Here is a 25,719-nt window from a genome sequence, read left to right on the forward strand (position 1 = left end):
TTATGTCCACGACCACATTGCATTTGGCGAAGCAAAATTTTAAGTTTTCCGCCGCGCACTTTTTGATCTTTGACGAAACGCACGCCGAGCGTCTGCATGGTCATAACTATCAAGTCAAAGTGGACATCAAAACACCGTCTGAGGCCGAATTGCATGCAGACGGTTATTTTTTGGATTTCAATGTCTTTAAGAAATACATCAAGGCCCGTCTGGATCAGTGGGACGAAATTGTACTGTTGCCGGAAAAACAAAAAGACATGAAATTCAAAAAGACGGACCGGTCTTTGGAGGTCACCTTCCGTGACCGTTTCTATGTTTTCCCTTTAAATGAAGTGACGTTGTTGCCTGTCACCAACACCAGCGTGGAACAACTTTCCAGCCTGCTGGCCGAGGAATTCTATTCGGAATTTAAGAAGTACGGGGTTAAAAGCGTACGAGTTTACGTGGAGGAAACCCGCGGGCAGGGGGCTTCCACCGTAGCTCCTGCTAAGGTTTAAGTTTCCCTGAAGAAACCTCTTCTGCTGAAATTTCTTTTACCACACGATAGCGCCAGAAACAGATGCGACCGCCTTCGTTGAGCTTTTGCATCAGGCGCTCCTCCGTCAGTTCCGGACTGCCATCGCAGTCGATATGCGCAAAGTCCGCAAACGCATCCACGCGATTCACAGACCATGAATAAGGCGATTTGTCGCGCGATAAGAAGGCCCGGTTAAAACCACCATGGCCCAACTCAATGCCCGCCACCACGATTTTTTCCAAGGCGGGATTGCGAATCTGCTCCCGGGCGGTGGCGATTAATTCAGGTTTATCCAAGGCAATAACGAAGGCTTCCTCAGGACGGGCATCTCGGGTGGAGACCAGGAAATAGGTTTTTGAAAGGTCTACGGACAGGCGCACTGGCTGCATCGCCAGCGCAGGACTGACCCTCTCAGAAGTGCCGGCGTCGTAACTTAGAACGGAGTGCAGACGCTCCTGGCCTTGAATTTCGATACGGGCAATCTCTTGTCCCAGGGACCACTTGAATGTCTCTGTATCATAATAGTTCTTCAGTTGAATTTCACGGGTTCCAATCTCAGCCCCCAGGCGGTTGAAGGCCTTCAATTGCACCGAGTTGGACTTCAAGTAAAGGTTCATAATATGAAGCTTTACGGTATGCACAGATGACGGCAGCCAGTGAGTCACTTCAGGCGAGGTCGTATCATTCAAGGGAGTGCTGAAGGAATCCGCACAAGTGCTGCTGACTTGAACAACATTTTTATCCCAGGCTTTGATGGAAAAGCCCTTAGTTTCAGGCAGGAACTCCGTGCCGCGAATTTTGATTTGGGACTTGGGGTCCAGATCGTGATGAAGTTCATCAAGTTCGTGGTTGAATCTCACCTGAGTCCAGACTCGCTGCGGTTCTGAGGATGTGTTTGTCACAAAGATGGTAAGGTTTTCAGGGGGGCACAGCGCAGGGGAATAAAACAACTGCGAAGCCGCTGCAGGAAGGTGGGTTAGAAGGATCAAGCTGCTAATACCGATTGAAGTCTTAATACTAAAATCCATATAGACTTCGGATCGGCTTTGAAGGCTGGAACTTAACCAAAGGTCCTAAAAACCGGACTAAGATAGGGCGTCTGAGTGGAGCTCGGAATCATTTTCATTTAGTTTTCAACGCCCCAGGGGCGGGTTAAAGGACTTCCCTTTAGGTCGGCAAGCTCTTAACAAAGAGGTACACAGACAGAGGAAAGTATGAAGTTACACGATACTGCGATCAAAACCGGGCAACGAGTTGAGATCACTGGATTTACCGGTGAGGACGTCTTGCGTGAGCGTTTGCATGAAATGGGGCTTCGAGTGGGGTCCCTGATCACGGTTTTGGGTAAAGCCCCGTTTGGGGGGCCTTTATTGATTCGTTTTAACACCAGCTTTCTGGCCCTGAGAAGTGAGGAAGCCGCATGCGCTCAAGTGATGTTGAAGTAGCAGTTCAAGAAAAATGCATAGCTCTGGTGGGCGCACCGAATTCCGGTAAGACAACCCTGTACAACTGGTTGACCGGCTCACGCTTTAAGACGGTGAACTATCCGGGGGCAACGGTGGAATTTTCTATCGGCCATCTGGCGCCTCATCTGGGTGAGGGGCTGCTGGCGATGGATACGCCTGGGACCTACAGTCTGCACCCAAAGTCTGCCGATGAATGGGTGACGTTGCGTTCAATCTATGAAAATCCGAAAGTGAAAAAAATCGATGGCATCATTGTCGTGGTTGATGGGACACAAATTTCCCGCCACCTGCAACTGGTGATGCAACTGAAAGAAACCGGCTTCCCGATGATGGTGGTGATCACCATGTCGGATCTGCTTCGTCGTGAAGGGGTCGAGATTGATTTTGATTATCTAAGTCAAACCTTCGGCTGTCCTGTGATGGCTTTTGATGGTTTGCTGGCTGGCGGTCTTCGTGAAATTGTGGCGGCCGCTCAGAAGCTGGGTTCCTCACAAACTCCGTCGCGCCCGGTTCCTTGGGGCTTTGAGCTGCAAGAACAGAAACTGAAGGAATGCGAGCGTATTGCTCAAGAGGCTTTGCGACATAAAACGGATCATGCGCAAGAGCGTTTGAATCGTATTGTGGCCACGACGGAAAAGATGGATCGTTTCTTGTTGCATCCGGTTTTTGGATTTGCGTTCTTCATTCTCATTATGGGTGGTTTGTTTGCCAGTGTCTTCTGGCTGGCAACACCGTTTATGGATGCCATTGATGGGTGGTTTACAGCTTTGGGTGAACAGGTCGCCGCACTGGGGCCTGGCACTTTGTGGGCGGATTTCCTGTCTAACGGTGTGGTGGCAAGTTTTGCAGCCTTTTTGGTTTTTGTGCCCCAGATTTTCATTTTGTTTATTGCTATCGGCCTTCTGGAAAGCACCGGCTATCTGGCGCGAGCGGCCACTTTGATTGATCGTCCGTTTTCGGCGTTGGGAATGAGTGGACGATCTTTCGTGCCATTGCTGTCAGGGTTTGCCTGTGCGGTGCCTGCGATCATTGCGACCCGTAATATCCCGTCGACCAAAGATCGGCTGATCACGGCCTTTGTGATCCCGTTGATGAGTTGTTCGGCGCGTTTGCCGGTGTATGCCTTGTGTATCGCGTTTTTGTTCCATGGACAGTCCGCTCTTTATGCTGGACTTGCGATGGCGTCTCTTTACCTGGGATCCATCATTGTGGGGGCGATTGCCGCTGGCGTGGTCAGTAAGTTCATCCCTCGTAAAGAACCTTCTTTCTTTATGATGGAGCTTCCGATTTATCGCCGTCCGAAGGTGCGTGTTCTTCTTCGTCAGGCCTGGACCCGAACTCTTTCCTATGTGAAACGTGCCGGGCCGATCATTTTCACTTTCGCTGTGATCATCTGGGTGGGAACAACTTTCCCGAATTACCAAACAGAAGATGCTCATCAAAAGCTGGAAGACAGCTATGTGGGTCAGATGGGTAAGTTCATCGAGCCTGTGGTGGCCCCTATGGGTGTGGACTGGCGTGTGGGTGTGGGATTGATCTCAGCCTTTGCCGCCCGTGAAGTGTTTGTTTCGTCCATGGCGGTGACTTTCAATATCACGGACACAGACGAGGACACTCAACAACAGGCCCTGCTGACACAAATGAGCACGGCCACCAATGCGGCCGGAGAAAAGATCTTCACTGTCAGCTCTGTGATAGGTTTGATGATCTTCTTCCTGATTGCTTTGCAGTGTATGTCCACAGTGGGCGTGCAGATCCGCGAATCGGGATCGTGGAAGTTTGCGATCATGCAGTTGGTGGTCTTTAACGTCGGCGCTTACTTGATCGTTGTGGCCGTGGTGCAAGGACTCCGCGCTCTGGGAGTCCCCTAGGTTTTCCGTCTTATTTTAGGACAAAGTCCGGATAGTTCTGCAGGTGAGTGCGCAGATAGTCCGGGCAGTCCGCCAGAGGATCGACGATTTTTGTTTTAATACCCGTTCCGAACAAATCACCGCCGGAAGAAATCAATTGGCGAATTCTTTCCGGGGATCTGTTGGCTTCGGTGTTGTGCTCCTGGTGAGAATAAGCGTCCAGCTTTTGCAGAACTCGATCCACTCCGCCCAGCCAACTATAGTGCCAGCCCCCATTTTCGATGAAGCTGCGCTTGGTTTTCTTCTGATTGCGTGACGTGCGCAGATCTTCGAAGTTCGTGAAATCCTTATAATGAACCGCAATGCTTCCATGCCATGGCATATAGCCCTCTGCACAGTATTCGATGGGTTCGTTATAGTCGTACACAAAACAATTTACATAGTAATAGAACATCTTCTGCCGGAAGACCTTCAGGTAAGGCAACGACTTGGCTTTTTCAATAGCTTCTTTGCGTGGAATTTCATCCACGTCAGACAGTAAGATCAAATCGTCCGGCTGGCAGTCCGTCAGACCTTTACTGACAAAGTCCCTTTGATTGCGCTCAAAATCCCAGGTTTTGGTGCGGCGAAAGCGGGTGAAAAAGGTCGGGTATTTATCCACGACGACATGGCGGATTTTCGGCAAAAACCTGGCAAAACGCTCTTTGTTTTTTTCAAAGATCAATTCCTTAGGTTTGTTCTGAAAGGTGCGGGTGGCTTCGACTAAAACGAAAACATCAACAACGTCATTAAGTTCATTCAGGCGAATTTCCAAAAGATCCAGTTCATTGAAGAACGAAAAACAATCATAGACTTTTGCCACGACTAATTCCTTCCCAGCTCATCATACAAGGCCAGGGTTTTGGTAAGGGTTTGTTGCCACGAATGTTGCGCCAGGGTCCACTGACAGGCCTTGGCGCCTTGCAGGGGTACCTGATCCGGGTTCTGGATGTAATATCGCAAGGCCTCGCTGAGACTTTTGGCGTTGCGGGGGGCTGTCAGAAAACCACGCTCATTTTGACCGACTTGTTCCGTCGTGCCTCCGGCATCTGTTCCAATGACAGGTTTTTCCATCAGCATGGAATCCAGAACGCTCAGTGAATAGGTCTCGTTGTAAGAGGCCAGGATAAAAACATCCAGAATATCAATGTAAGGGATGAAATTTTTTTGAAAGGGCACGCGATGCAGGTGTCCTTTTAAGCGGGGCTCTGAGGCTTTTTTTGTGATCCAGTCCGCCAGCTCGATAGACTGGGTTTCATAGGTCAGATGACCTTCTGATGTGCGCCCCAGAATTGTCGGATCACCCACGATCACCATGTGAATCTTTTTGATTTCTTCATCACTGAGATAATCCAGGGCCTCCACCAGTTCGCGCACGCCTTTGCCGGCATCAATGCGGCAAAGTGTTCCAAAGACCAGATCACTTTTACCAAGCCCCATTTTCAGACGCAGTTGTTCCCGTTGTTCGGGATTTGTGTGATAGTCCTCAGTCTTGCGTCCGTAGCGCATCAGGCGCAGTTTTTTCGGATCAATAGGGAAGTTCTTGCGCGCCTCACTCAGAACCCATTCAGAGGAACTGCATAAAGCATCGACTTTGGAAAAAAGCCAGCGATGAACCAGATCTTTTTTGGGAAGAGCGTTCATGTACAGGTTGTAGATATGCTTCGGATGCGACGAAGCCCAGCGCGACAGCACGCAGGACCACATGTCTATGCGGGTGTGCGAGTGCAGATGTGTGATCTTGTGTTCACGGCAGATTTTTCGAATCAGCGCGGCCGCTTTCAGTTTGGAAAGCTTTTTCTCCGGGAAGGTGATCAGTTCCACGTTGGTATGACGAAGCTCCTCGGCCACGCGAGAGTGGGCTGAGCAGAACACGCGCTGATCAACGCCTGCTTCAGCAAGCTTTTGAATCAGCTCGGCTGTATAGATTTCCAGTCCCCCCCAGGAAAGGGACTGGATACAGTGCAGGACTTTTATTTCGCCCATAGATTTTTGAAGTACTCAATTGTTTTTGCCAGTCCTTCTTCCTCAAAGCGCACTGTGGGATTCCAATTCAGCTCGCGCTGGGCCTTGGAGTAGTTAATCGCATAGCGGAAGTCGTGGCCTTTGCGGTCCGTGACGAAGCTGAGCAAAGATTCAGGCTTACCCAGATGCTTTAGGATCATCTTGGCAACATCCAGGTTCTGTCTTTCCGAGTTTCCACCCAGATTGTACACTTCGCCGGATTTTCCTTTGGTGAAGGCCAGCCACACGCCTTCGTTGTGGTCATCCACATAGATCCAGTCGCGAATGTTCATGCCTGTGCCATAGATGGGCAGCTTTTCATTCGCCAAGGCACGCTTGATCATCAAAGGGATGAATTTTTCCTCAACTTGCAAGGGGCCATAGTTGTTGGAACAACGAGTGATCACCACCGGCAGTTTGTAGGTTTCAAAGAAGGCCCGGCACATCAGGTCCGCACTGGCTTTCGACGCGCTGTACGGGCTGTTAGGGGCAATCGGTGTTTCTTCGGTAAAGGCCGGATCTTCCATGGTCAGTGTGCCGTAGACTTCGTCCGTGGAAACCTGAAGATAGCGGAAGTTCGGATTCTTTTCAAAAGCCGCCAGACTTTCTTTTAAGAGATTCAAAGTTCCCAGAACATTAGTTTCAACAAAGATGTTCGGATTTTCGATCGAGCGATCCACATGGGATTCCGCTGCAAAATTTAAAACCCCGGTGAAATTGTACTTTGTGAACAGGTCGTGCATTTTTTGTGTGTCACGAATGTCTGCTTGAACGAAGGTCAGGTTGTTGTGGTTTTGCAGTTCTGCCTCGATATTGGAAAGGCGGCCGGCATAGGTCAATGCATCCACGATTACAAAGTCGTATTCCGCCTTGATAGCCTCGCGGCAGGCTACGGTTTTTACAAAGTTAGATCCAATAAAACCGGCACAACCGGTCAGCATGACAGTCTTTCTCATAGTTCCTCAGAGATAATTTTTTCAAGATAGCTGCGGTAAGAGCACTTTGGCAGCTCCGCCATTATGGACTGAAGCTGCTCAAGAGTGATGAATTTCATGCGGTAAGCGACTTCTTCCAGGCAGGCCACTTTCATGCCCTGACGTTCTTCGATGGCGCCGATAAATGAGGCCGCATCCAGCAATGAGCGAGGTGTGCCTGTGTCCAGCCATGCCAGGCCCCGGTACATCATTTCAACACCCAGGGTGCCTTCGTTGTGGTAAGCCAAAATCAGATCGACGATCTCTGTTTCGCCACGCGGGGAGGGTTTTAAAGCCTTGGCGCGTTTGGCAACCGTGTTGTCGAAAAGATAAAGTCCCGGAATCGCATAATGGGATTTGGGAACCTTGGGTTTTTCCTCGATGGACTTCACTTTCTTGGTGTTCTTGTCGAATTCAACTACGCCATAGGCCGATGGATCGGCAACGTAGTAAGCAAACACACGGCCATTCAGACCATTGGTTTTGTTCTTCTGTGCCTGAATCGCATCCCGGAAGAAGGTCAGATCGCCATAGAACAGATTATCCCCCAACATCAGGCAGACATCATCATTGCCGATGAAATCTTCACCCAGTACGAAAGCTTCCGGAAGCCCGTTGGGCTTTTCCTGGATTTTGTAAGAAAGCTTGATTCCGAATTGGGAGCCGTCGCCCAACAAACGCTTGAACAACGGCTGATCGTCCGGAGTAGTGATCAGCAGAATGTCCTTGATCCCCCCCAGCATCAGAATACTCAGGGGGTAATAAATCATGGGTTTGTCGTAAACTGATTGAAGCTGCTTGGTCATCACCCGGGTCATTGGGTAAAGACGGGAGCCAGCTCCGCCGGCAAGGATAATGCCTTTCATCGGGTCTCCTTAAAGAAATTATGAACTTCGTCCAAAACGGTCTGTGCGTCTTCCGCAGACAGATCAGCGTACATCGGCAGGCGCAAAAGGCGCGCAGCCTGATCCTCAGTCACAGCAAGGGAACCCGCTACGCGGCCATACTTCAATCCTGCCGGAGCCGAGTGCAGTGGCACATAGTGGAATGTGGACTGAATGCCGCGTTCTTTCAGGTAAGACCACAGATTCTGACGGATTTGTGCGGTTGGCAGCAACATATAGAAAATGTGCGCATTGGGGTGGGCTTCACCCGGGACCGTCATGCGCTGAAGTTTTCCGGCTTTTTCCAGGTCAGCGAGGTTTTGATAGTACTTATTCCAGATCGTCAGGCGTTTTTTTGTGATCTTTTCGCCGTCCTCAAGCTGTGCATACAAGAAGGCTGCGGCCAGTTCTGACAGCAGATAGGAAGATCCTTTGTCCTGCCAAGTGTACTTATCAACTTGGCCGTTTAAGAACTGCTGACGGTTGGTTCCTTTGTCACGCACTATCTCTGCACGTGCCAACAGACGGGGATCGTTGATGGTTAAAGCTCCCCCTTCACCGCAGACGATATTTTTGGTTTCATGGAAGCTGAAGGCTGCCATGTGGCCCCAGGCTCCCAGGTTCTTGCCTTTGTAAGAAGCAAAGATTCCCTGAGCCGCGTCTTCCACAACCCAGATATTGTGTTTGTTAGCCAGATCCATGATGCGATCCATCTCGCAACCCACACCAGCATAGTGAACGGGCATGATCACCTTGGTTTTCGGCGTGATCGCTTTTTCAATGGCATCAACATCAATATTCATTGTCTTGGGATCGATATCAACAAACACGGGTGTGGCGCCATACAGGGCAACGACATTGGCCGTGGAGGTGAATGTGAAAGAGGGCAGGATGACTTCATCTCCCGGAGAAAGGTCCGCCAACACCATCGCCATTTCAAGGGCGGAAGTGCAGGAGGGAGTGATCACCGTCATCAGAGTTGGGATGTTTTTATTCAGCCACTCAGCGCACTTTTTGTTGAACTGACCTTCGCCGCTGAGTTTTTTCGCGGCGATGGCTTGAGAAATATAGTTTTCCTCGTTGGAACTTCGAGGTGGGATATTAAAGGGTATTTTCATGCTCCCACATACTAGCTGAAGGCCGTTGTGGGAGCAAATCTTTAAAAGCCGTCAGTGGTTCCGACTTTGCCGCGTCCTTCGTCTTCATCGAACGGGATAACGGCGCTGCTCTGTGGCTTTTTTTCCACTTTTGGAGCTGGGGCTTTAGCCGGCTGTTTCGGGAAAGGAATCACTTTTTTAGGGGCGGCCGCTTTCGGGGTCGCTGTTGGGGTGGATTTTTGGCTTTTCGGTGTGACTTTGGGAGGTTCACTGTGGGCATGGGCTCCAGCAATAACCTCGTTCAAGTTGACCACCATGGATTGCATCTGAAGGGCTTGAGCGCTGATTTCTTCAGAAGAAGCCGCGATTTCTTCAGAGGAGGCCGCATTGGCCTGAGAGCCCTGGTCTAACTGATTCATGGCTTTGGAGATCTGCTGAATTCCGGTGGTCTGCTCGGAGCTGGCCGCTGCGATTTCATTGTTCAGGTCAGAGACCTTTTTAACCGAGTTCACAATTGTGTTCAGGACATCGCCCGAGCGGTCTGCGATCTGAGAACCTCGATCGACTTTTTCCACGCTGTCTTTGATAAGCGTGTTGATGTCTTTGGCTGCGGATGCGGAGCGTTGAGCCAGGGCGCGAACGGCCTCGGCGACCACGGCAAAGCCTTTTCCTTGTTCACCGGCCCGAGCCGCCTCAACAGCTGCATTCAGAGCCAGCAGGTTGGTCTGGAAGGCGATATCGTCGATGACGCTGATGATTTCCTCAATCTTTTTGGAAGAATGGGAAATGTCGTTCATGGAAGTGATCAAAAGCTGAATTTCAGACTGACCTTGTTCGGCAGCGTCTTTGGAAGACTGGGACAGGGCCGCCGCTTGTTTGGCATTATCAGAGTTCATTTGAACCATAGAGGACATCTCTTCAAGGGACGCCACGGTTTCTTCCAAAGAAGCAGCAGCTTCTGTGGAGGATTGAGACAGAGTCTGGCCTGCCGCTGTCAACTGAGTGATCGCACTGGAAACCTGCTGGCCCGCCTCAGAAAGACCCGTGGCGATAGAACCCACAGTGTTGGAAACGCGGTAGGCAATCCACATAAGAATACCAAACACCAGGAAAGAACAGAATGCAGAAATCAGCCACAAAAGCTGGACTTCGTGCGCACGAGATTCTTGTTGAAGCTTATCATTGGCCGCCGAAACCTCGCGGTAAATTTTCATGTTGGCAGCAATCATGTCCTGATAGGTGATGGCCATGATATGCCATTCGCCACCATTCATAGCCTTATGAACTTGTTTGTTGGCTTCAGTAGTGTTTGCCTCCAGCAGATAGATCATCTGATCTGTCAATGCATAGAACTTGCTCTGGATCTCTTTGGCTTTAGCATAATTCTTTTCTTCTTCTGGAGTGAAGCTGGTGCTGGAGTAAACAGCCTCATACTTTTTAAATTCATCAAAGGCGCCGCGGGCTCTTTTGATGAAGTTCTCGCGTGACTTGGGATCTTCATCGTTGGCCAAGGCGGCCCAGATAAAGTAGCCAATGCGTGCGCGTTGCATCCCGATCTGTCCAAGCGCATCCATGTTTGGGACGACATTGGTGTAAGCGTCAGTCAGCATGCCGCCAAGATTGTTCATCGACTTCCATGCAATCCCCGTAAGAATGGCAAAAGCAACAACTGGAAGTGTGGCAGAGAAAAGCAGACGTCCGCGTAAGCCGCGGAACCAGGTCGTAATGGAATTCATGAATGGGCTCCTTCAATCATGGAAGATCTATTGATTCTTTCTTTTCGACACATGCATTGCGGATCTTTAATCAAAGATGAGGGTTGTAATGTTAATGCTCGACCAAGGTGTGGTGCATCATAACATATTTAAAATATTTGAGTTTGTCCGCATCATGTTGATACGATTTTTCATACGTCTAGACTCAAGGAGGGGAAAGTCATGACAAATACGACACTACGTCGTGCGTTAGCCGTTGTTGCATTGGTTGCAACTGTAGGCTTCACGAACCAAACAGCTACCAAGGAAGTAAGTGAACTGTGCGCTGGCTTTGTACCAGAAAACAATCTGAACATTCCAGTGGGTCTATTCACTGTGGGCGGTATCACAGAACAACAATTTAACCAGGTCATCGATCGTATGGAGAGGCTTTACGCTAAAGACGTGGAAGCAATGGGTGATCGTTTGAAAATCAACCGTCTTTGGAATGACGGAACTGTGAATGCGTCTGCTCAAAGATCAGGCAATACGCAGGTTGTGAACATGTACGGTGGTTTGGCTCGTCACCCGGCGACAACTGTTGAAGGTTTCGCCTTGGTTATTTGTCATGAGTATGGTCATCACAATGGTGGTGCACCAAAAATGCAAAGCTGGTTTGGTGGCGCATGGGCGACAAATGAAGGTGGCTCTGACTATTTCGCAGGCTTGAAATGTCTTCGTCGCTTCTTTGCTGAAGACGACAATGCCGCGATCCTGAAAGACCTTGAGTTGGATCCAGTGGCTGAGGCGGCATGTACGGCTCAATTCCCGGAAGAGCAAGATCGTCTGATCTGCTTGAGAACTTCCTTGGCGGGTCAGTCTGTCGCAAACCTTTTCCAGGCTTTGCGTAAAGAAACAACTCCACCAACATTTGGCACTCCAGATAAAAAAGAAGTGACTCGCACAGATGACAGACATCCTGCGACTCAGTGCCGTTTGGACACTTACTTCGCAGGCAGCTTGTGTGTTGCTAAAGAAAGTGAAAAGCTGAGCAACTCTGACTACAAAGCCGGTTCTTGCTACACTCCACGCGATGCTGTAGGTGCGCGTCCACGCTGCTGGTTTGCTCCGGGCAATTAATTGCCGGGAAATATCATAAGCAATTCTGCAAAAAGCCGGGAGATCCCGGCTTTTTGTTTTTCTTCAAGTCTCATCGTATCAAATTTGCCTTTATCATCCTTGGGGCTAGGCTTGAGGGATGTCCAAAAAGAAGATTCTGCCTCTGATTGTTATTCTGGTGGTTTTGCTTCTGGCCTATCTGGCTAAAGTCTTTCTTTTTAAAAGTTCTTTTTCTTATGCCGGAACGGTGGAAGTCACCAAGGTGGACATTCCAGCTAGGGTTTCATCTGTGATCGAGGCCTTTTTGGTGAAAGAAGGTCAGACCGTACAAAAGGATCAGATGCTGGTTCGGCTGACTTGCGAGGAGATCAAGCTGGGGTACGACCTGGCGAAGCGAAACTTTGATCGGGCTGCACAGCTTTATCGCAGCGGCAGTATCGCACAGGAAAGTTACGACCAAATAAAGAACAAGAAGGACGATATTGAAACCCGCAAGGGCTGGTGCTCGGTGGCGACGCCGTTAAAAGGAACGGTGCTGAACACTTACTTTGAGCCCGGTGAAATGGTGGGGCCTGGATCAAAGCTTTTGACCATCGGTGATCTGGAGGAGGTCTATTCTTATTTCTATCTTCCTCACGATGAAATCGCCTCGTTGAAGCTGGAGCAAAAAATTGAAGCAACACTTCCGGAAATAAATAACAAAAAATTCCCCGGCACAGTGAGCTACGTTAATCCCGAAGCCGAGTTCACCCCTAAGAACGTACAAACCCGCCAGGAGCGGACACGTCTGGTCTATGCTGTTAAAGTTCGTTTTAATAATCCAGACGGCATTTTGAAGCCTGGAATGACTTTGGAATGGCAAAAAGACCGATGACAGCCTCAGGCGTTTCCCTGCAGGTCTCAGGGCTATACAAAAAACTGCGACGGACCCAAGCTTTGCACGGGGTGGATATGTCTTTCGAGCCAGGACTGATTCACGGGATTATTGGTCCCGAGGGTGCTGGCAAAACCACCTTGCTTCGACATCTGATTGGGTTGTTGCGCGCCGATAGGGGTCGCCTTCAGTATTTGCTTCAGGGGACAGAGATTCCCCTGACAGAGATTCGCCAGAGCATCGCTTACATGCCTCAGACACAAAGCCTGTACCCGGAGCTGAGCATTCATGAGCATCTGGAATTCTTTCGCACATTGTATCAGCTTTCAGACCGCATCTATGATCAGCGCCGCAAGGCCTTGTTGCAAATGGCGCGTCTGGAAGAATTCACAGATCGACTGGCTTCGCAGCTTTCCGGAGGCATGTATAAAAAGCTGGGATTGATCTGCTCTTTACTGGCATCACCCAAGGTCCTGCTTTTGGATGAACCGACCAATGGAGTGGATCCACTCAGTCGTCGGGATTTTTGGCAGCTTCTGTATGAATTGCAGAGGTCCGAGGGGTTGCTGATTATAGTGACAACCTCTTACATGGATGAGGCCCTCAAGTGTCAAAAGGTGCATCTGCTGTTTAATGGTAAAACTTTGCTGGAGGGCGAGCCTCATTCGTTGTTGAAGCAAGAAAATTGCAAAAGTTTTGATCAGATATTTCTGCAGTACGATGCTTTGGAGGACACCCCATGAATACCGTGGAGGTTCGCGATCTGTCGGTTCAGTTTGGTGACTTCTTTGCCGTCAGTGGGCTTTCTTTTTCTGTAAAAAAAGGGGAGGTCTTTGGCTTTTTAGGGGCCAATGGGGCGGGGAAGACAACGACGATCCGGGTGTTGTGCGGTCTTCTTCTTCCAAGTGCGGGGCAGGCTTTTGTGTGTGGACTGGATGTGCTGACCCAGTCCTTTGAGGTGAAGAAAAAGGTCGGTTATATGTCGCAAAAATTCACTTTGTATGATGACTTGACCGTGAAGGAAAATCTGGATTTCACATCGTCCTTGCGCAAGATGGACCCCAGGCTGTTTCAACGGCAAAAAGAAAAACTGCTGGAGATGATTCGTTTTAGATCTTCGGAAGGCACATTGGTTCGGGATCTTCCGGGGGGGATCAAACAGCAGGTCAGTCTGGTGGCGGCAGTGCTGCACGATCCCGAGATCGTTTTTCTGGATGAACCCACGGCGGGAGTCAGTCCGGCTTTTCGTCAGCGGTTTTGGAAGTTGATCGACAGTCTGGCCAGTGAAGGTAAAACGGTTTTTGTGACAACTCACTACATGGATGAAGCTGAACAGTGTGGGCGTATTGCCCTGATGCGCTCTGGAGAGTTGATTGCTCTGGATTCTCCGGCAGCATTAAAAAGAAACAGCTTTCCTGACAAAGATCCGGATCAGATCAGTTTGGAGGACGTCTTTATTGAGCAGGTGGAGGGAAGATGAGACTTCGTTCCGTGCAGGCGATTGCAAAGAAAGAGGTGTTCCATATTATCCGCGATCCGTTCACTTTGGCGCTGGCCCTGGGTATGCCGGTGATTATGGTGATCTTTTTTGGCTATGCGATTGAATTTAATATGAACCACATCTCGTTGGCTGTCTTTGATAGCAGTAAATCGCAGGGCTCACGGCAACTGCAGAGGAGCTTTGCCAGTTCGTCGTATTTTCAGTTACTTCCCGTGCACAGTCCCGCCGAGGGGCTGCAGGCTTTGGATGAGGGGCGGGCGCATGCCGCCTTGTTGATCCCCCCGCAATATGTCGAAGATTTGAGACCCGGATCGGAAAGTTCTGTGCAAATCCTGATTGATGGAACCGACAATTCTTCTGCGGGCTCAATTTTGGGCTATCTTGGGGGGATACAGCAAAAAGTTCTGACGGATAAGTTGGGGCCTTTTCGGGAGCCTATTGTGATTCGCTCGCGCTTTCTTTTTAACTCCGAACTCAACAGCCGGTGGTTCGTGGTTCCCGGACTTGCCGCGGCCATCATTGCCATCCTGTCGATTCTACTAACGGCGCTGACGGTGGCCCGGGAATGGGAAAACGGCTCGATGGAACTTTTGCTGTCAACCCCGGTGCGGCCCGTGGAAATCATTCTGGGTAAACTGTTGCCGTACTCGGTGATGGGGCTTGTGGCGGTGTTTTTTGTGTTTCTGATGTCGCAGATTGTTTTTGCGGTGCCCTTTCGGGGGAATTTTGTGGTGTATCTAATTTCGTGTTTGATTTTTCTTTCGACCTATCTGGCGCAGGGGTTGTTGATTTCAGTTGTGACGCGCAAGCAGCAGCTCAGTATGCAGATGGCGATGCTGTCTGGTCTTCTGCCGACGATCCTTTTGTCGGGATTTATTTTTCCGGTCGAGCACATGCCGCGGTTTTTTTATTATCTGACCATGTTATTGCCGGCGCGCTGGTTTATTTCTTTAAGCCGGGATCTGTTTTTAAAAGGGGCCAGTCTGCAAAGTGTCCTGCCCAGTTTTCTGGCGATGTGTCTTTTGTTCTTCCTGATGATTGGCTTGGCGACCCGGAAGTTTAAAAAGGATGTGGAGCCATGAGAACACTGTGGGGGTTTGTGCTTAAGGAGTTTCGCCAGACTTTGCGCGATCCGCGGATGCGGATATTGCTTTTTCTGGCTCCCTGTGTGCAACTGACGATCTTCGGTGTGGCGCTTTCCACCGAGGCCAAGAATATCCGCTTAAGTGTGGTGGGGGCTCCGGGTGATACAAGTCTGCATCAGATTCATCGTAAAGCTCTGGCATCGGGCTGGTTTGCTCCGGCAACAACGACATCCAACGATCCTTTTTTGCAGATTCAAAAGGATGAAGCGGATGCCGTCATGGTGGCGCCCGCAGGTGGATTGGATGCCCTTGTCGGACGGGGGCAGGGGGAGCTTCAACTTCTGATCAATGCGACCAATGTCACACGGGCGCAGGGGATTGAAAGATACTTTTCCGCCATCGTCAGATCCCTTTATGAATTCAATCAACCTTTGCGTTTTGATGTGCGGGTTTTATACAATCCCGCCATGCGTACATCGTTATTTTTGGTTCCTGGGGTGATGAGTATGCTGGTGTGTCTGATCACGATTTTATTAACCAGTATGTCGATCACTCGTGAAAAAGAATTGGGAACCTTTGAGACTTTGATCTCGGCTCCGGTAAAGCCCGAGGAAGTAATTCTGGGAAAAACAGTTCCTTTTGTTCTGCTGGGGATGAGCAATGTGCCCTTGATTGTCGGTGTGGCGATGGTGCTGTTTGGAATGCCTTTGCGCGGCAGTTTGTGGTTGTTGCTTTTGTCGGCCTTTGTCTTTGTTTGCTGCACAGTGGGGATTGGATTGTTTATATCAACCATTGCCCGAACTCAGCAGCAGTCAATGATGGGGGGATTTTTATATCTGTTTCCTTCAGTGCTACTGTCGGGGATGGTGTTTCCTGTTGAAAATATGCCGTGGGTCTTGCGGGTGTTTTCTTACATCAATCCGCTGACTTATTTTATCGAACTTTTGCGCAACATAATGCTTAAAGGGGGAGATGGGCGTCTGATCGTTTTTAATATTCTGATTTTGTCTGCCATGGCTCTGTTGGCGATCACAGTCAGTTGGAATCGCTTTAAGACCACGCTGTCTTAGGGGAGCTTGTCCAGGTCGACCTCAATCACGTCCAGAGTTTTCGTAAGATCCGAGCGCAGATGGACAGAGAGGTGGTAAAGACCATTTTTAAGTCGTCGCAGGATCACCACCTGGCCCCCCAGTCGGCCCTCGTTACTATAGAACCCAAAGAAGTCGCCTTTTTCGCAATAGCGGGCCGTTGGTTGATCTTTCAAGCTGCCGGGAAGGGTCAGGGTTAGGGTGTTGTGCTCTTGCGATCCGTCGTCCATAAAGGTGATCGTGGTGAAGAAGGCTTCACTGCGGAGGGTGACTTGAGCAAATTGGCAAACCGAAGTGTGCGGTGTGGCCCCCAGATTCTCGCAACCCAGAACCTGGTAGGCTCCCTGGAGTTGTGAAAACAAGGCGGCATGAGCCGAGTTTGTGGCAAACAGGCAAAAGATGATTCCCCAAAACGCTTTCATGCGGTCTCCTTAAACTAAAGTTAGTTCATGGGGCCTTTTCGGGGGCGAGTCATGTTTTAATCAGTTAACCTAGATGACGATTGGGTAGGCATTATTGAGGGTTTGTCAGAACCGGAATTGGAGTCGGAGGCTTTTGTTTTTGGCTTTGCCCCCAAATATAGCCTGCAAAATAAGCAGAACAGCCTATAAGAGCAAAAATCACCCATTTTTTGATGCGTCCGTACAATAAAGTCTTCATTTTTTTGATTTTTACCCGTTGACAATAGGGTGAGGCAACTGTAATTTTGGTTCTCTCGAAACGAGACTGCGGGAGTAGCTCAGTTGATAGAGCGTCGCCTTGCCAAGGCGAAGGTCGCGGGTTTGAGCCCCGTCTCCCGCTCCAAATTTTCTACCTAGAAAATATTGAAGCAAAAAATCAAAACCCCTGTGAGAAATCATAGGGGTTTTTTCTTTTCAAAACTCTACAAATCTCCGTTGATTGACTATCGTGATTAGGGTTCGGAAAATTAGCTTCTTTGGAGTTAATTTGGAAAATTCTGCTTTTAATGCCCAGATTCTGATGATGGCTTATTTTTTTGGGGCCATGCTGTGTGTGTTCTTTGCCGGGGCCTGCTTGGAGTATCGTCAGAATATTGCGGTGAAGATCTATATGGCCATCATGGCTATGTACATCGGCTGGTTGATCATGAACCTTCTGATGGTCTTCAGTGTCACTGTTGAAACCAAAGAAGTTTTTGCCCGCCTGCGGTTTGTCTTTATCACTCCGTTGCCAGCGCTGTGGCTTTGGTTTGCCAAAGAACTTTTTCGCGAGCCTCAGAAGGCTCCCTCAACAAGAGGCATTGGCTGGTTCTTTGTTATTCCTTTGCTGATCATCGCTGCGTGTTTGATTCCACAAGGTCATCGGTTGGTCATGACCGATGTGCAGCCGTTTGAATCCTTTGGTATTGCGGCAATTCGCTGGAGGCTGGGATGGCTGGGGCAGCTTCATGTGTTGTATTCCTATGTTCTCTTGGGCTTTGTGATTTCTATCTGCAGTCGCGGAGTCCGTCAGGCTGGAAGAAATAAAGCTCTCTATTCTCGTCTGATGTTGTTTTCGCTGTCTTTGTATATTGTGGCTGATGTGTCGGGTCTTTTGTTTTTGCCGCGTTTTAGATTCTTGGGGATGCCCATCTTGACTCAGATTGTGTCTGCTTTTGCCTTTTACTATATTCTGCGACGGCAACAGGTTGTAAAACGTTTGTCTCAGCGCAGTCATCGTCTGTTTGAGGCTTTGCCAATCCCAGTGTTGCTGGTGGACTCCGAACAGCGGGTGGCATTGTTCAACACCCGTGCTGCCGAACTTTTTGATCTGTCCATAGCCAGTGTCGGGGCTCTGCTGAAAGAGGTTTTACCCGCGTCTTTGATGAAGGGCATTCCTCCCTTGAACCAGAAGCCCGTGGATGTTTCGCTGGAGCTGCGAACGGATGAAAGTGCCGCCACAGCTAAGGGCAGATATTTTGAAGTGACCTGTCAGCCCTTAGGGGAGGTTCTTCCTGCGGGGCCCGGGCATCTGATCGTCTTTAATGAGGTCACAGATTTAAAAGTCACAACCCAGGTTAATCAGCGTCTGATGTCCCTGCTGTCCCATGACCTATTGGGGAATTTGTCAGGTATGTCTTTGTTGGTGGCCCACCGTCGCGAACAGGATTGGGATTTGCTGGCTGAAACTGCCAGATCCTCAATGGATTTGGTGCGTAATATTCTTCTTTGGACCGCCACCAAGGGGGACTTTTATGAGATCTGCAAAGAACCGACAAAGATTTCGGATTTGGTAAAGTCCGCCATAGGACAGGTGAAGCCGGCCCTGAACGAAAAAGATCTTACGGTCGCCGGCAATTCTCTGCGCGATGAAACCGTGGTTCATGTGGATTTAAAAATGTTCGAGGCGATTTTAAGAAATATCATTAGTAATTCCATCAAACATTCCCCCAGGTCCTCGGTGATTGAAGTCAATTCAGAGATTCTAAACGGCGAGGTTCATCTGAGTGTTATCGATCAGGGGCCCGGGTTTGATGCGGAAAGAATGCAGAAAATTCTAAGCCATGCCGGCAGCAAGCCATCAGGTCAAACCACTTCGGCGGAAGGTTATGGTCTGGGCTTGTTTTTGGTGAATCAGTTTGTGCGTCTTCATCAGGGCCGTCTGGAGTTTTCTTCACGCAAGACCTGGGGAGGTAAGGTGACGGTGATTTTTCCTGCGGATCAGAAAAGTTAACTCGAGGGCGGGGCAAAGCCCTCGCCCTGAGGGTTAATGCGCTGGCAGGTCGGTCATTTCAAAGAAGCTCGTTGAAAGTGCGAACAAGGAATCTTTGTCTTCGCAGTTTTGCAGATCCTGCATCAGCTCCAGTCGGAACTGGCGGATTTTTTGTGCAACTTCTTTGGCTTTGTCACGATTGGTGGGCACCATGGTGCAACCCATGTCCCAGCGGCGTTTGTTTTCAGCACTCATGGCTTCGACTGCTTTGTTTTGCATCTGCAGGAAGTAATTGCGAGCAGCTTCTGAGGATCCGCCATAGCTGGAAGAGTATTTGCTGTCGTCCGCAACCCATCGGCCTTCGGGAGTTTTCATGACAAGCTTCAGTGCATCCAGGCGTTCCAGTGCCTTTTCGACCGTGTCCTGTGTCAGTCCCAGGCGGTGAGCGATATTTTCGATGGATGGATCAAAGTCTTTAAGCAGAAGAATCTGAGTGATCGCAGTGTGATACCAGTCAGAAATTACTGCAAATTGCTCTTCCCCGATTTTTCCGAAGGCTTCCTCGCGGGCTTTCACTCGCTGGGCCGCTAGGTCACGCAGAACAGCACTGCGCGCATGTTCTGATAAAGCCAGATCCACAAAAAATTCCTGCTCCGAAGGGGACAGGTTCAGCTTTGAGGCCAAATTTACGGCGCGGCTTTCAGACAGGCCGACCTTTCCATTTAGAATCTCTGACAGGCGCGAGCAGGGCACTTCCAGGTCTCTGGAGAAGGCGCGAAGGGAATAGGAAGGATTCTTGCGCTGACGTCGTTCAAGTTCCTTCAGGATATAGTCTCTATAGTGGTGCTTCTTGGTCATATCGATGCTCCCTAATGAGTGGCTTTTATATATCTGATTTTCACGAAGTCATCTAGGGGAGGCCGGATCAGTTTGCATTTTGTTCCGGGTCCTTCCGCGATATTCCGATTTTGGAACCTTCCATGAATCTAGGCACTTAAGAAAGATATCCAGGCGGGGCTTAGAAGTCTGTCGAGGGGCCATTAAATGCGAGATGACGGGTTTTGGGGGAGTTCCAAAGGATCGGCGAAGTTCCTTGAAGTGCAGAGCACCGCGGGGCCGTAGTAAAAAATTGTCTTAGGGGGCTTTGGTAAAGATTTCTCGTGTGGGGTGGTCTTTGGGAGCCTTAGAAAGGACCCGTCAGTCAAAACAAAGAAAGCCGCTGTTGGCGGCTTTCTTAGTGGTGCGCGAGGGGGGACTTGAACCCCCACAGGATTGCTCCCACAGGCTTCTGAGACCTGCGTGTCTACCAATTCCACCACCCGCGCATCGAATGGAAGAACAATCTTGAACTATTTTTTCACAACTTAGAACTGTTTTCGCGGGCGGTCATGAAAGGATTTTTTTGGAGGCCCAGATCCAACCTATTTGAGGTGGCGTTGATCACTTATTTGCCCCTGGGAATCTGGTCTCATGAGGTGTCAAATATCTCTTAAATCACAAGTATGAAAGGAACGCAGAGCATGTGCGCAAGATATGGTGCTTTGGAAGAGTTCAATTTATTTGAGCGGACTTATCGAATTGCGTTGCCTGAGATTTTTGTACTCCCAAAAGAAATCATCTACCCCCATCGGCCGGCTCCGGTCGTGGTCTTAACGTCATCCGGGCGTGAAGCTCGGCTGATGAACTACTCCCTTATACCTTCCTGGTCGAAAACGCGAAGGCCTAAGTTTGCAACTTACAACGCACGCATTGAAGAGGTCCTGAACAAACCTTCTTGGCGGGAGCCTTTTCGATCCCGTCATTGTCTGGTGCCGATGTCGTTCTTTATTGAATCCGTTCAAACCGGGCGATTTGCTGGACACAACATCGGTATTTTTGCAAAGAACCGCCAGCCTTTGACTGCCGCTGGCATCTGGGATTCCTGGACAGATGAGACCACAGGAAAAGCTTTTGAATCTTTCGCGATTCTCACTGCGGAACCACCAGCCGACATTCTGGAGGCGGGGCATGATAGATGTCCTTTGTTTCTGCGTGAAGATGCTTGGGATCCTTGGATGGAAGGGCAGTTGTCGCCGAAGCAGTCTGTGGAGTTTTTACGAAATAGCAGGGAAGTGGTGGAGTTTGAGTTTGAGGAGAGAGAAGCACTAAAATCCTACAATCCGCAGCAGCTTTCTCTTCTGGGGGAGAACGAATCTGAATGAACATTGGATAGATTTTTCGCACTGCTTTTGTGTGGGGAATCCTGGACCTGCACGTTAAGATTTCTTGATCGTGTCAAGAAATCTTGTTTGAATAGGGCATGCGTGAGAAAAAGACATTTGGACAAATTCTAAAAGCCAAGCGCCTCGCTGCGAATCTTTCCCAGGCTGCCGTCGCAGAACATTTCGGATACTCAACGCCTCAGTTTATTTCAAATTGGGAGCGAAATGTATCCATGCCTCCAGTGGAGTCTTTTAAAAAGATTGGTCATCTTTATGGAATCTCGGCCGAAGAGCTTTTCGAAACGGCCCTGAATCAGAAGATCTCAGAGATCACCAAGGATATGCGTCGAAAATTTTACGGGCGCTGAGGTCCTCTTCAGGTTATGATTGCTTCATAGGTGTGGAGGTCATGGCATGAAGAAATTTTTGCTATTAGTAGCAGTGTTGGGCTTGCCTTTTTTCAGTTTGGCTGAAGAGGCCGCCGTGAAAGTTCCTGTTCCTGAGGGTTTCCAAGCCATGGAAATGGAAGGAATGCCTGCAGAGGTTTCTCAGAAATCAAATTCTAAAGTCACTTTTTCATCCAGCTGCACCGATGTCACCGGTCGCACAATCAAACAGGGTGAAGCCGGGTATGAGACCTGCCTCAGTGATGTGAAGTTTAAAAATACCAATCCCGAAAAGACGGGCAATTCAAAGTCCACTACGCCGGGCCCGCAAATGAATATGAATTTCAGTGTGGGTGATTAAGCCCCGTCCCTGAGGGGATTTCCAGTGTCGGGGGTGGTAAATGTTCCCGAGCAACTTGCGAACAGGCAGATGTAGACCCCATCCCTGACGATATTTGTAACCCATTGTCTAAGGAGTGAGTCGGAGCTCGCTTTTATGGCAAATATATCTCATTTGGAGCTGGCGAATCGCTTGCATCGCACCAATGGACTAGATCAGGCAGGTGTGGTTGAAAACAAAAGTATGGCTCCTATTTTTAATTCTAAGCTCTGTAGGTTATGAGGCCTCAGCCGGTATGTTTACGTGGCGTCGTTGGACTCCTGATGCCGTGAAAGTCTGTTTCGCGAACCCTGTTGAAAACTCCAGGGACGGTTACCGCAGAAGTAGATGGAAAGCCGAGGATAAAGCCCAAGTGCGCCGTTGGGTTGAGGATGAGTTCACCCCAGCGCGCACGGGTATTCACTTTGTGGGTTTCCATGATTGTGTGCCCGGCGAGAAAGATAACGTCATCATTAACTTCCGCCCCAAAAATGTTTTGAGATGGCTGGAGGGCACTCGGGGCAGTGCTACGATTGGATATCAGCTCTTCCGTGTTTCTAAGGATTTTCCAAATGTAGCGGGCAACATTCACTTTTTTGTTGGAGGCCTGCGGAAATCCACTGTGATCCATGAATTCGGTCATATCGCCGGATTGTATCACGAACATGACCATCCTCACTCCACATGCAGCATCGGTGGTGAAAAGCAAGAGGGCTTGAAATGGGGCTTTGGCTACACCGAGTACGACCCGAACTCAGTGATGAGCTACTGTGTCTCTCGCGGTTCGGATGATCGCGGACTTAGCGCCGGAGATTTGTTCACGTTAAAACTGATGTATATCGATAGAGTTAATGCGATGACGTCTTCAGGAATCCTTCGATAAAGAGTTCATAAGCTGACTGTGGATGAAGCGAAAGATACTCACGAAAAAACCGGCAAACGAGGGTTGTGCGAAATCACAAGTGTGCGTATCCTTAAAGTATGTTCCGGCAAAGCATTGTTTCTTTTTTCTGTGCGTTGCAACTGGGTTCACTTGCTTGGGCGTCGGACTACAGCGCCGAAGTCGCTCGCTCCGCCCAGAAGTACCAGATCTCTCTTTCTGATTTGTCAGCATTGATTGTCACCGCTGATAAAGCACCCAAGATCTTGGTCGATATAAATTCAGATCAGCGCATGAGTCTGGCCTCCGTTTCAAAACTCATCACCTCAGTGGGCGTCTTAAGCAACTTTGGCGCAAAAGAGCGTTTTGAAACCACGGTGAAACTGGCGGGGGCGGTTCGGGGGGCTCTGTATAAAGGGGATCTTTACCTGGTGGGCGGAGGCGATCCTTCCTTTGGAGTCGCCGGGATGATGGATCTGGCAGCTAAAATCCAACAGAAGAAAATCAGAAAAATCCAAGGCGATCTGGTTGTTGATGAATCCTTGTTTGATCAGGTTCGCTATGACAGTCGCGACTACGACCGGGTCGATGCCCTTCACGATGCACGCATCGGGGCGATGAGTTTTCATTGGAATTCATTTAAAATCGTCGTGCGGCCGGGAGCGCTTGGCAAGAATGCAAAGCTGCAAATGATTCCTGCCAACGACTACATTAAAATTGTGGGGCATATCAAAACAGTCAAAGGGTCTGCCAATGGCGTGATTGCAGAAAGAAGAAAACTGTCTTCGGGGCAGGAGGTTCTGTTCGTCAAAGGAACGCTGGGACGTGGATACACTGAGTATGAGTTTGAAAAGAATGTTTCCAGTCCTGCAAAGTGGTCCGGGCATGCGTTGAAATATTATTTGAAGCAAAAAGGTATTCAGATCACTGGTCAGGTAAAGCTGGGGCAGGCCCCAGCGGACGCTGTCACGGTGGCATCTCATTCAGGCAGAACCATTGCGGAGTTGTTGGCCGACTTGAATAAGGAATCCAACAACGTGGTGGCAGAGATGCTCGCCACACAGATAGCAATCAAGCATCGTCGCAGGGCCTCTGTTTCGGAAGGTGTCGAGATCATCAATCAACAGCTGCAAGCGATGAATTTTCCCAAAGGCAGTTTCACCTTCCTGAACCCGGCGGGATTAAATCATGGCAATCGTACTTCTTCGCGGAATATGTTAAAAATCCTGTCCAGTGTGGTTTCGGATGAAAAACTCAGACCCGTGTTTATGGATTCGTTGCCAATATCCGGGGTTGATGGAACGCTGAAGAAGCGGGGGCTTGCCTCCAAAAGTATCGAGTGGGTGAAGGCCAAAACCGGATACATGAAAAATGTCATCACCATGGTGGGGCGAGTGAAGGGCTCTGACGGGCGGATTTTTAACTTCAGCTTTATGTACAATGGTTCTGGCTCGGATCGAAATGTGATGCGTTTTTACGATGAACTTCTGGTGAATGTTGTGGAAAAAGAACTTCAAGCCTACGGGGGGAGTTAGTGTATGAAAACTGTCTACTATGGTGCCTCCAGTTTAAACGGATTTATTGCTGATCAGAGTAATTCTTTGGAATGGCTTTTTCAATTCGACGGGGGCGCCGGGGCTCCGGATTTTGAATCCTTTATTCGTGATGTCGGTGCCATCGCCATGGGTTCCACCACTTATATGTGGTTGTATGATCATCTGTTGAAGAAAGAAAAACCCGAAGCCTGGCCGTATAAAATCCCCTCCTGGGTTTTTACAACCCGTCATTTGCCTCTATTTCCTGAGGCCGACGTGCGTTTTGTAAAAGGTGATGTAAGGCCCGTCTATGAAGAAATGAAAGCGGTGGCCAACGGGAAAAACATCTGGCTTGTGGGTGGTGGGGAGTTGGTGGGGCAGTTCTACGATCAGGGTTATTTAAACGAGATCGTTCTTAATATTGCGCCGGTGACCTTATCCGGCGGTGCCCCGCTTCTTCCTCGTACCATGCATCCTCCAATGAAACTGAAAGCTGTCTTGGATCGCAGCCCCTTTGTGGAGCTTCATTATGAAGTTCCGGCGCCCAAACTCTGACTTCTTTTGACTGGATCGTGTCTGCACTGTAGGCTTCCGTTCATGGACAAGAATGAACTGATAATTACGGACACTGTTGTTGGAACCGGCGTTGAGGTTGTTAAAGGCGCGCTGGTGATTTGTAACTATGAAGGTCGGCTTGAGGACGGAACCAAGTTTGATTCCTCTTATGATCATGGCAGGCCTTTTCAATTTGTCATCGGCTCGGGGCGGGTCATCAAAGGCTGGGATATTGGTTTGATGGGGATGAGAGAAGGCGGTAAGCGCACTTTGTTTGTGCCCGCGCACCTGGCGTATGGTGATCGCCAGAAGGGACCGCACATCGCGCCTCATTCCAATTTGATCTTTGATGTTGAGATGATCGAAGTTCGCCCGCGTGAAAGCTGATCATGAGAATCAGGCAAGTTGGCTTTTCATCAAGACTTAAAGCACACCGCAAGCTTCTGACTTTAGAGACTCTGAAGTTCATTGTTGAGTATCTCAAGGACGGCAATGCGCGCATGGCCGCTCTTCGCTCTGGGGTGCCGGAAAACTATGCTTCCAAGCAGGGGCAGTGGTTGAAAAAACATCCCATTGTCCTGGCCGCGATGGAAGCTGAAGTGGACGAGCGTGAAATGTTGAAGTTGGAAAAGTCCTTGGCTGAGATTGAGCGGCATATGGAATCTTGCAAGGAGATTCTGGGGTTACAGGATTTTTAGGCTCTGAAGGTGTCTATATCTTAGACATATTAAGACCTTAAGTATGCATTTGATGCATATCTGTTTTCCATAAATGGCCTCACTCCCGGCGGGGGGACTCTGTTATTGTGTGTTCATGAAGCAATAACAGAAAAAGGAGGCTTCTATGATGGAATTTCTTTCATCCCTAAAGGTTAAATTGTTCGGTGATTCTGCAGATATTGAGGCACAAAACTCCACTCTGCTGTCCTGTTTGGCTCAT

At 49.3% G+C, this 25,719-nt stretch carries 28 protein-coding genes and 2 tRNA genes; 19 read left to right on the plus strand and 11 right to left on the minus strand.

Annotated elements, in window-relative coordinates:
- Window positions 1-2: 2 nt before the first annotated feature.
- Window positions 3-497, plus strand: a complete 495-nt coding sequence (locus ACZ5ZZ_RS07975) for a 6-pyruvoyl trahydropterin synthase family protein (RefSeq protein ID WP_464142174.1) — start codon at window positions 3-5, stop codon at window positions 495-497.
- Here the strand turns inward: ACZ5ZZ_RS07975 and ACZ5ZZ_RS07980 are convergent.
- Window positions 487-1,545, minus strand: a complete 1,059-nt coding sequence (locus tag ACZ5ZZ_RS07980; protein WP_464142176.1) for a BP74-related protein — start codon at window positions 1,543-1,545, stop codon at window positions 487-489. The genes ACZ5ZZ_RS07975 and ACZ5ZZ_RS07980 overlap by 11 nt on opposite strands.
- Window positions 1,546-1,731: 186 nt before the next feature.
- Here ACZ5ZZ_RS07980 and ACZ5ZZ_RS07985 point away from each other — a divergent pair, with 186 nt between their 5' ends.
- On the plus strand, window positions 1,732-1,962 hold the full coding sequence (locus ACZ5ZZ_RS07985) for a FeoA family protein (RefSeq protein ID WP_464121052.1): 231 nt from the start codon (window positions 1,732-1,734) through the stop codon (window positions 1,960-1,962).
- A complete protein-coding gene (gene feoB, locus ACZ5ZZ_RS07990; protein ID WP_464142178.1) occupies window positions 1,938-3,854 on the plus strand; it encodes a ferrous iron transporter B in 1,917 nt (638 codons plus the stop codon). Before ACZ5ZZ_RS07985 ends, feoB begins: the two co-directional genes overlap by 25 nt.
- 10 nt (window positions 3,855-3,864) lie before the next feature.
- Here feoB and ACZ5ZZ_RS07995 read toward each other — a convergent pair whose 3' ends face one another.
- The 6 genes from ACZ5ZZ_RS07995 to ACZ5ZZ_RS08020 are packed head-to-tail and all read right to left on the minus strand — an operon-like array spanning window position 3,865 to window position 10,567.
- Entirely contained in the window at window positions 3,865-4,695 is an 831-nt protein-coding gene (locus tag ACZ5ZZ_RS07995; protein ID WP_464134965.1) for a glycosyltransferase family 17 protein, read from the minus strand.
- Between the two features lie 2 nt (window positions 4,696-4,697).
- A complete protein-coding gene (locus tag ACZ5ZZ_RS08000; RefSeq protein WP_464142180.1) occupies window positions 4,698-5,858 on the minus strand; it encodes a glycosyltransferase family 4 protein in 1,161 nt (386 codons plus the stop codon).
- Complete coding sequence (gene rfbB / locus ACZ5ZZ_RS08005) at window positions 5,846-6,832, minus strand: dTDP-glucose 4,6-dehydratase (RefSeq protein ID WP_464121056.1); 987 nt, start codon at window positions 6,830-6,832, stop codon at window positions 5,846-5,848. The genes ACZ5ZZ_RS08000 and rfbB overlap by 13 nt, the downstream gene beginning before the upstream one ends.
- Window positions 6,829-7,716, minus strand: coding sequence for a glucose-1-phosphate thymidylyltransferase RfbA (gene rfbA, locus ACZ5ZZ_RS08010; protein ID WP_464121057.1), 888 nt, complete (start codon window positions 7,714-7,716; stop codon window positions 6,829-6,831). The genes rfbB and rfbA overlap by 4 nt, the downstream gene beginning before the upstream one ends.
- Window positions 7,713-8,852: a dTDP-4-amino-4,6-dideoxygalactose transaminase gene (gene rffA / locus ACZ5ZZ_RS08015; protein WP_464142182.1), complete on the minus strand. Its 1,140-nt coding sequence runs from the start codon at window positions 8,850-8,852 to the stop codon at window positions 7,713-7,715. Before rffA ends, rfbA begins: the two co-directional genes overlap by 4 nt.
- 41 nt (window positions 8,853-8,893) lie before the next feature.
- Window positions 8,894-10,567 (minus strand): HAMP domain-containing methyl-accepting chemotaxis protein, encoded by a 1,674-nt coding sequence (locus tag ACZ5ZZ_RS08020; protein ID WP_464142184.1) that lies wholly within the window; start codon window positions 10,565-10,567, stop codon window positions 8,894-8,896.
- Window positions 10,568-10,768: 201 nt separating this feature from the next.
- On the opposite strand from ACZ5ZZ_RS08020, the gene ACZ5ZZ_RS08025 reads away from it, so the two are divergent.
- From ACZ5ZZ_RS08025 to ACZ5ZZ_RS08050, 6 genes are all read left to right on the plus strand, one after another.
- On the plus strand, window positions 10,769-11,665 hold the full coding sequence (locus ACZ5ZZ_RS08025) for a hypothetical protein (RefSeq protein ID WP_464134973.1): 897 nt from the start codon (window positions 10,769-10,771) through the stop codon (window positions 11,663-11,665).
- Window positions 11,666-11,783: 118 nt separating this feature from the next.
- Complete coding sequence (locus ACZ5ZZ_RS08030; protein WP_464134976.1) at window positions 11,784-12,518, plus strand: efflux RND transporter periplasmic adaptor subunit; 735 nt, start codon at window positions 11,784-11,786, stop codon at window positions 12,516-12,518.
- A complete protein-coding gene (locus ACZ5ZZ_RS08035; protein WP_464134977.1) occupies window positions 12,500-13,261 on the plus strand; it encodes an ABC transporter ATP-binding protein in 762 nt (253 codons plus the stop codon). The genes ACZ5ZZ_RS08030 and ACZ5ZZ_RS08035 overlap by 19 nt, the downstream gene beginning before the upstream one ends.
- A complete protein-coding gene (locus ACZ5ZZ_RS08040; RefSeq protein ID WP_464142186.1) occupies window positions 13,258-13,998 on the plus strand; it encodes an ABC transporter ATP-binding protein in 741 nt (246 codons plus the stop codon). Before ACZ5ZZ_RS08035 ends, ACZ5ZZ_RS08040 begins: the two co-directional genes overlap by 4 nt.
- The gene (locus ACZ5ZZ_RS08045) at window positions 13,995-15,101 is read left to right on the plus strand and encodes an ABC transporter permease (protein ID WP_464142188.1); all 1,107 of its coding nucleotides are present in this window, start codon (window positions 13,995-13,997) and stop codon (window positions 15,099-15,101) included. Before ACZ5ZZ_RS08040 ends, ACZ5ZZ_RS08045 begins: the two co-directional genes overlap by 4 nt.
- Window positions 15,098-16,174 (plus strand): ABC transporter permease, encoded by a 1,077-nt coding sequence (locus ACZ5ZZ_RS08050; RefSeq protein ID WP_464142190.1) that lies wholly within the window; start codon window positions 15,098-15,100, stop codon window positions 16,172-16,174. Before ACZ5ZZ_RS08045 ends, ACZ5ZZ_RS08050 begins: the two co-directional genes overlap by 4 nt.
- On the opposite strand, the gene ACZ5ZZ_RS08055 is transcribed toward ACZ5ZZ_RS08050, so the two are convergent.
- Both ACZ5ZZ_RS08055 and ACZ5ZZ_RS08060 read right to left on the minus strand, forming a co-directional pair.
- The gene (locus tag ACZ5ZZ_RS08055) at window positions 16,171-16,614 is read right to left on the minus strand and encodes a hypothetical protein (protein ID WP_464134987.1); all 444 of its coding nucleotides are present in this window, start codon (window positions 16,612-16,614) and stop codon (window positions 16,171-16,173) included. The two genes, ACZ5ZZ_RS08050 and ACZ5ZZ_RS08055, sit on opposite strands and share 4 nt — an antisense overlap.
- A gap of 91 nt (window positions 16,615-16,705) precedes the next feature.
- Window positions 16,706-16,852, minus strand: coding sequence for a hypothetical protein (locus ACZ5ZZ_RS08060; RefSeq protein WP_464142192.1), 147 nt, complete (start codon window positions 16,850-16,852; stop codon window positions 16,706-16,708).
- A gap of 68 nt (window positions 16,853-16,920) precedes the next feature.
- Here ACZ5ZZ_RS08060 and ACZ5ZZ_RS08065 point away from each other — a divergent pair.
- Window positions 16,921-16,996, plus strand: a tRNA-Gly gene (locus ACZ5ZZ_RS08065).
- A gap of 144 nt (window positions 16,997-17,140) precedes the next feature.
- The gene (locus tag ACZ5ZZ_RS08070) at window positions 17,141-18,865 is read left to right on the plus strand and encodes a sensor histidine kinase (RefSeq protein ID WP_464142194.1); all 1,725 of its coding nucleotides are present in this window, start codon (window positions 17,141-17,143) and stop codon (window positions 18,863-18,865) included.
- A gap of 33 nt (window positions 18,866-18,898) precedes the next feature.
- Here the strand turns inward: ACZ5ZZ_RS08070 and ACZ5ZZ_RS08075 are convergent, their stop codons facing one another.
- Window positions 18,899-19,702: a TIGR02147 family protein gene (locus ACZ5ZZ_RS08075; RefSeq protein WP_464142196.1), complete on the minus strand. Its 804-nt coding sequence runs from the start codon at window positions 19,700-19,702 to the stop codon at window positions 18,899-18,901.
- 380 nt (window positions 19,703-20,082) lie between these two features.
- Window positions 20,083-20,169, minus strand: a tRNA-Leu gene (locus tag ACZ5ZZ_RS08080).
- 177 nt (window positions 20,170-20,346) lie between these two features.
- Here ACZ5ZZ_RS08080 and ACZ5ZZ_RS08085 point away from each other — a divergent pair.
- The 8 genes from ACZ5ZZ_RS08085 to ACZ5ZZ_RS08120 all read left to right on the plus strand — a co-directional run bounded on the left by ACZ5ZZ_RS08085 (window position 20,347) and on the right by ACZ5ZZ_RS08120 (window position 25,478).
- Window positions 20,347-21,045, plus strand: a complete 699-nt coding sequence (locus ACZ5ZZ_RS08085) for an SOS response-associated peptidase (protein ID WP_464142198.1) — start codon at window positions 20,347-20,349, stop codon at window positions 21,043-21,045.
- Between the two features lie 98 nt (window positions 21,046-21,143).
- On the plus strand, window positions 21,144-21,413 hold the full coding sequence (locus ACZ5ZZ_RS08090; protein ID WP_464142200.1) for a helix-turn-helix domain-containing protein: 270 nt from the start codon (window positions 21,144-21,146) through the stop codon (window positions 21,411-21,413).
- Window positions 21,414-21,459: 46 nt separating this feature from the next.
- A complete protein-coding gene (locus ACZ5ZZ_RS08095; protein ID WP_464142202.1) occupies window positions 21,460-21,792 on the plus strand; it encodes a hypothetical protein in 333 nt (110 codons plus the stop codon).
- Between the two features lie 274 nt (window positions 21,793-22,066).
- Complete coding sequence (locus ACZ5ZZ_RS08100; RefSeq protein ID WP_464142204.1) at window positions 22,067-22,693, plus strand: zinc metalloprotease; 627 nt, start codon at window positions 22,067-22,069, stop codon at window positions 22,691-22,693.
- A gap of 98 nt (window positions 22,694-22,791) precedes the next feature.
- Window positions 22,792-24,225, plus strand: coding sequence for a D-alanyl-D-alanine carboxypeptidase/D-alanyl-D-alanine endopeptidase (dacB, locus tag ACZ5ZZ_RS08105; RefSeq protein WP_464142206.1), 1,434 nt, complete (start codon window positions 22,792-22,794; stop codon window positions 24,223-24,225).
- 3 nt (window positions 24,226-24,228) lie between these two features.
- Entirely contained in the window at window positions 24,229-24,780 is a 552-nt protein-coding gene (locus ACZ5ZZ_RS08110; protein WP_464135003.1) for a dihydrofolate reductase family protein, read from the plus strand.
- Between the two features lie 42 nt (window positions 24,781-24,822).
- Entirely contained in the window at window positions 24,823-25,167 is a 345-nt protein-coding gene (locus ACZ5ZZ_RS08115) for an FKBP-type peptidyl-prolyl cis-trans isomerase (RefSeq protein ID WP_464135006.1), read from the plus strand.
- A gap of 2 nt (window positions 25,168-25,169) precedes the next feature.
- Complete coding sequence (locus ACZ5ZZ_RS08120) at window positions 25,170-25,478, plus strand: terminase small subunit (protein WP_464135007.1); 309 nt, start codon at window positions 25,170-25,172, stop codon at window positions 25,476-25,478.
- Window positions 25,479-25,719 lie beyond the last annotated feature (241 nt).

The sequence above is a fragment of the Bdellovibrio sp. HM001 genome, assembly GCF_055397275.1.

Coding starts and splice junctions, on each gene's coding strand:
- ACZ5ZZ_RS07975 (WP_464142174.1), top strand. CDS start 3: ATGTCCACGACCACATTGCATTTGGCGAAGCAAAATTTTAAGTTTTCC.
- ACZ5ZZ_RS07980 (WP_464142176.1), bottom strand. CDS start 1,545: ATGGATTTTAGTATTAAGACTTCAATCGGTATTAGCAGCTTGATCCTT.
- ACZ5ZZ_RS07985 (WP_464121052.1), top strand. CDS start 1,732: ATGAAGTTACACGATACTGCGATCAAAACCGGGCAACGAGTTGAGATC.
- feoB (WP_464142178.1), top strand. CDS start 1,938: ATGCGCTCAAGTGATGTTGAAGTAGCAGTTCAAGAAAAATGCATAGCT.
- ACZ5ZZ_RS08000 (WP_464142180.1), bottom strand. CDS start 5,858: ATGGGCGAAATAAAAGTCCTGCACTGTATCCAGTCCCTTTCCTGGGGG.
- rfbB (WP_464121056.1), bottom strand. CDS start 6,832: ATGAGAAAGACTGTCATGCTGACCGGTTGTGCCGGTTTTATTGGATCT.
- rfbA (WP_464121057.1), bottom strand. CDS start 7,716: ATGAAAGGCATTATCCTTGCCGGCGGAGCTGGCTCCCGTCTTTACCCA.
- rffA (WP_464142182.1), bottom strand. CDS start 8,852: ATGAAAATACCCTTTAATATCCCACCTCGAAGTTCCAACGAGGAAAAC.
- ACZ5ZZ_RS08020 (WP_464142184.1), bottom strand. CDS start 10,567: ATGAATTCCATTACGACCTGGTTCCGCGGCTTACGCGGACGTCTGCTT.
- ACZ5ZZ_RS08025 (WP_464134973.1), top strand. CDS start 10,769: ATGACAAATACGACACTACGTCGTGCGTTAGCCGTTGTTGCATTGGTT.
- ACZ5ZZ_RS08030 (WP_464134976.1), top strand. CDS start 11,784: ATGTCCAAAAAGAAGATTCTGCCTCTGATTGTTATTCTGGTGGTTTTG.
- ACZ5ZZ_RS08035 (WP_464134977.1), top strand. CDS start 12,500: ATGGCAAAAAGACCGATGACAGCCTCAGGCGTTTCCCTGCAGGTCTCA.
- ACZ5ZZ_RS08040 (WP_464142186.1), top strand. CDS start 13,258: ATGAATACCGTGGAGGTTCGCGATCTGTCGGTTCAGTTTGGTGACTTC.
- ACZ5ZZ_RS08045 (WP_464142188.1), top strand. CDS start 13,995: ATGAGACTTCGTTCCGTGCAGGCGATTGCAAAGAAAGAGGTGTTCCAT.
- ACZ5ZZ_RS08050 (WP_464142190.1), top strand. CDS start 15,098: ATGAGAACACTGTGGGGGTTTGTGCTTAAGGAGTTTCGCCAGACTTTG.
- ACZ5ZZ_RS08055 (WP_464134987.1), bottom strand. CDS start 16,614: ATGAAAGCGTTTTGGGGAATCATCTTTTGCCTGTTTGCCACAAACTCG.
- ACZ5ZZ_RS08060 (WP_464142192.1), bottom strand. CDS start 16,852: ATGAAGACTTTATTGTACGGACGCATCAAAAAATGGGTGATTTTTGCT.
- ACZ5ZZ_RS08075 (WP_464142196.1), bottom strand. CDS start 19,702: ATGACCAAGAAGCACCACTATAGAGACTATATCCTGAAGGAACTTGAA.
- ACZ5ZZ_RS08085 (WP_464142198.1), top strand. CDS start 20,347: ATGAAAGGAACGCAGAGCATGTGCGCAAGATATGGTGCTTTGGAAGAG.
- ACZ5ZZ_RS08090 (WP_464142200.1), top strand. CDS start 21,144: ATGCGTGAGAAAAAGACATTTGGACAAATTCTAAAAGCCAAGCGCCTC.
- ACZ5ZZ_RS08095 (WP_464142202.1), top strand. CDS start 21,460: ATGAAGAAATTTTTGCTATTAGTAGCAGTGTTGGGCTTGCCTTTTTTC.
- ACZ5ZZ_RS08100 (WP_464142204.1), top strand. CDS start 22,067: ATGTTTACGTGGCGTCGTTGGACTCCTGATGCCGTGAAAGTCTGTTTC.
- dacB (WP_464142206.1), top strand. CDS start 22,792: ATGTTCCGGCAAAGCATTGTTTCTTTTTTCTGTGCGTTGCAACTGGGT.
- ACZ5ZZ_RS08110 (WP_464135003.1), top strand. CDS start 24,229: ATGAAAACTGTCTACTATGGTGCCTCCAGTTTAAACGGATTTATTGCT.
- ACZ5ZZ_RS08115 (WP_464135006.1), top strand. CDS start 24,823: ATGGACAAGAATGAACTGATAATTACGGACACTGTTGTTGGAACCGGC.
- ACZ5ZZ_RS08120 (WP_464135007.1), top strand. CDS start 25,170: ATGAGAATCAGGCAAGTTGGCTTTTCATCAAGACTTAAAGCACACCGC.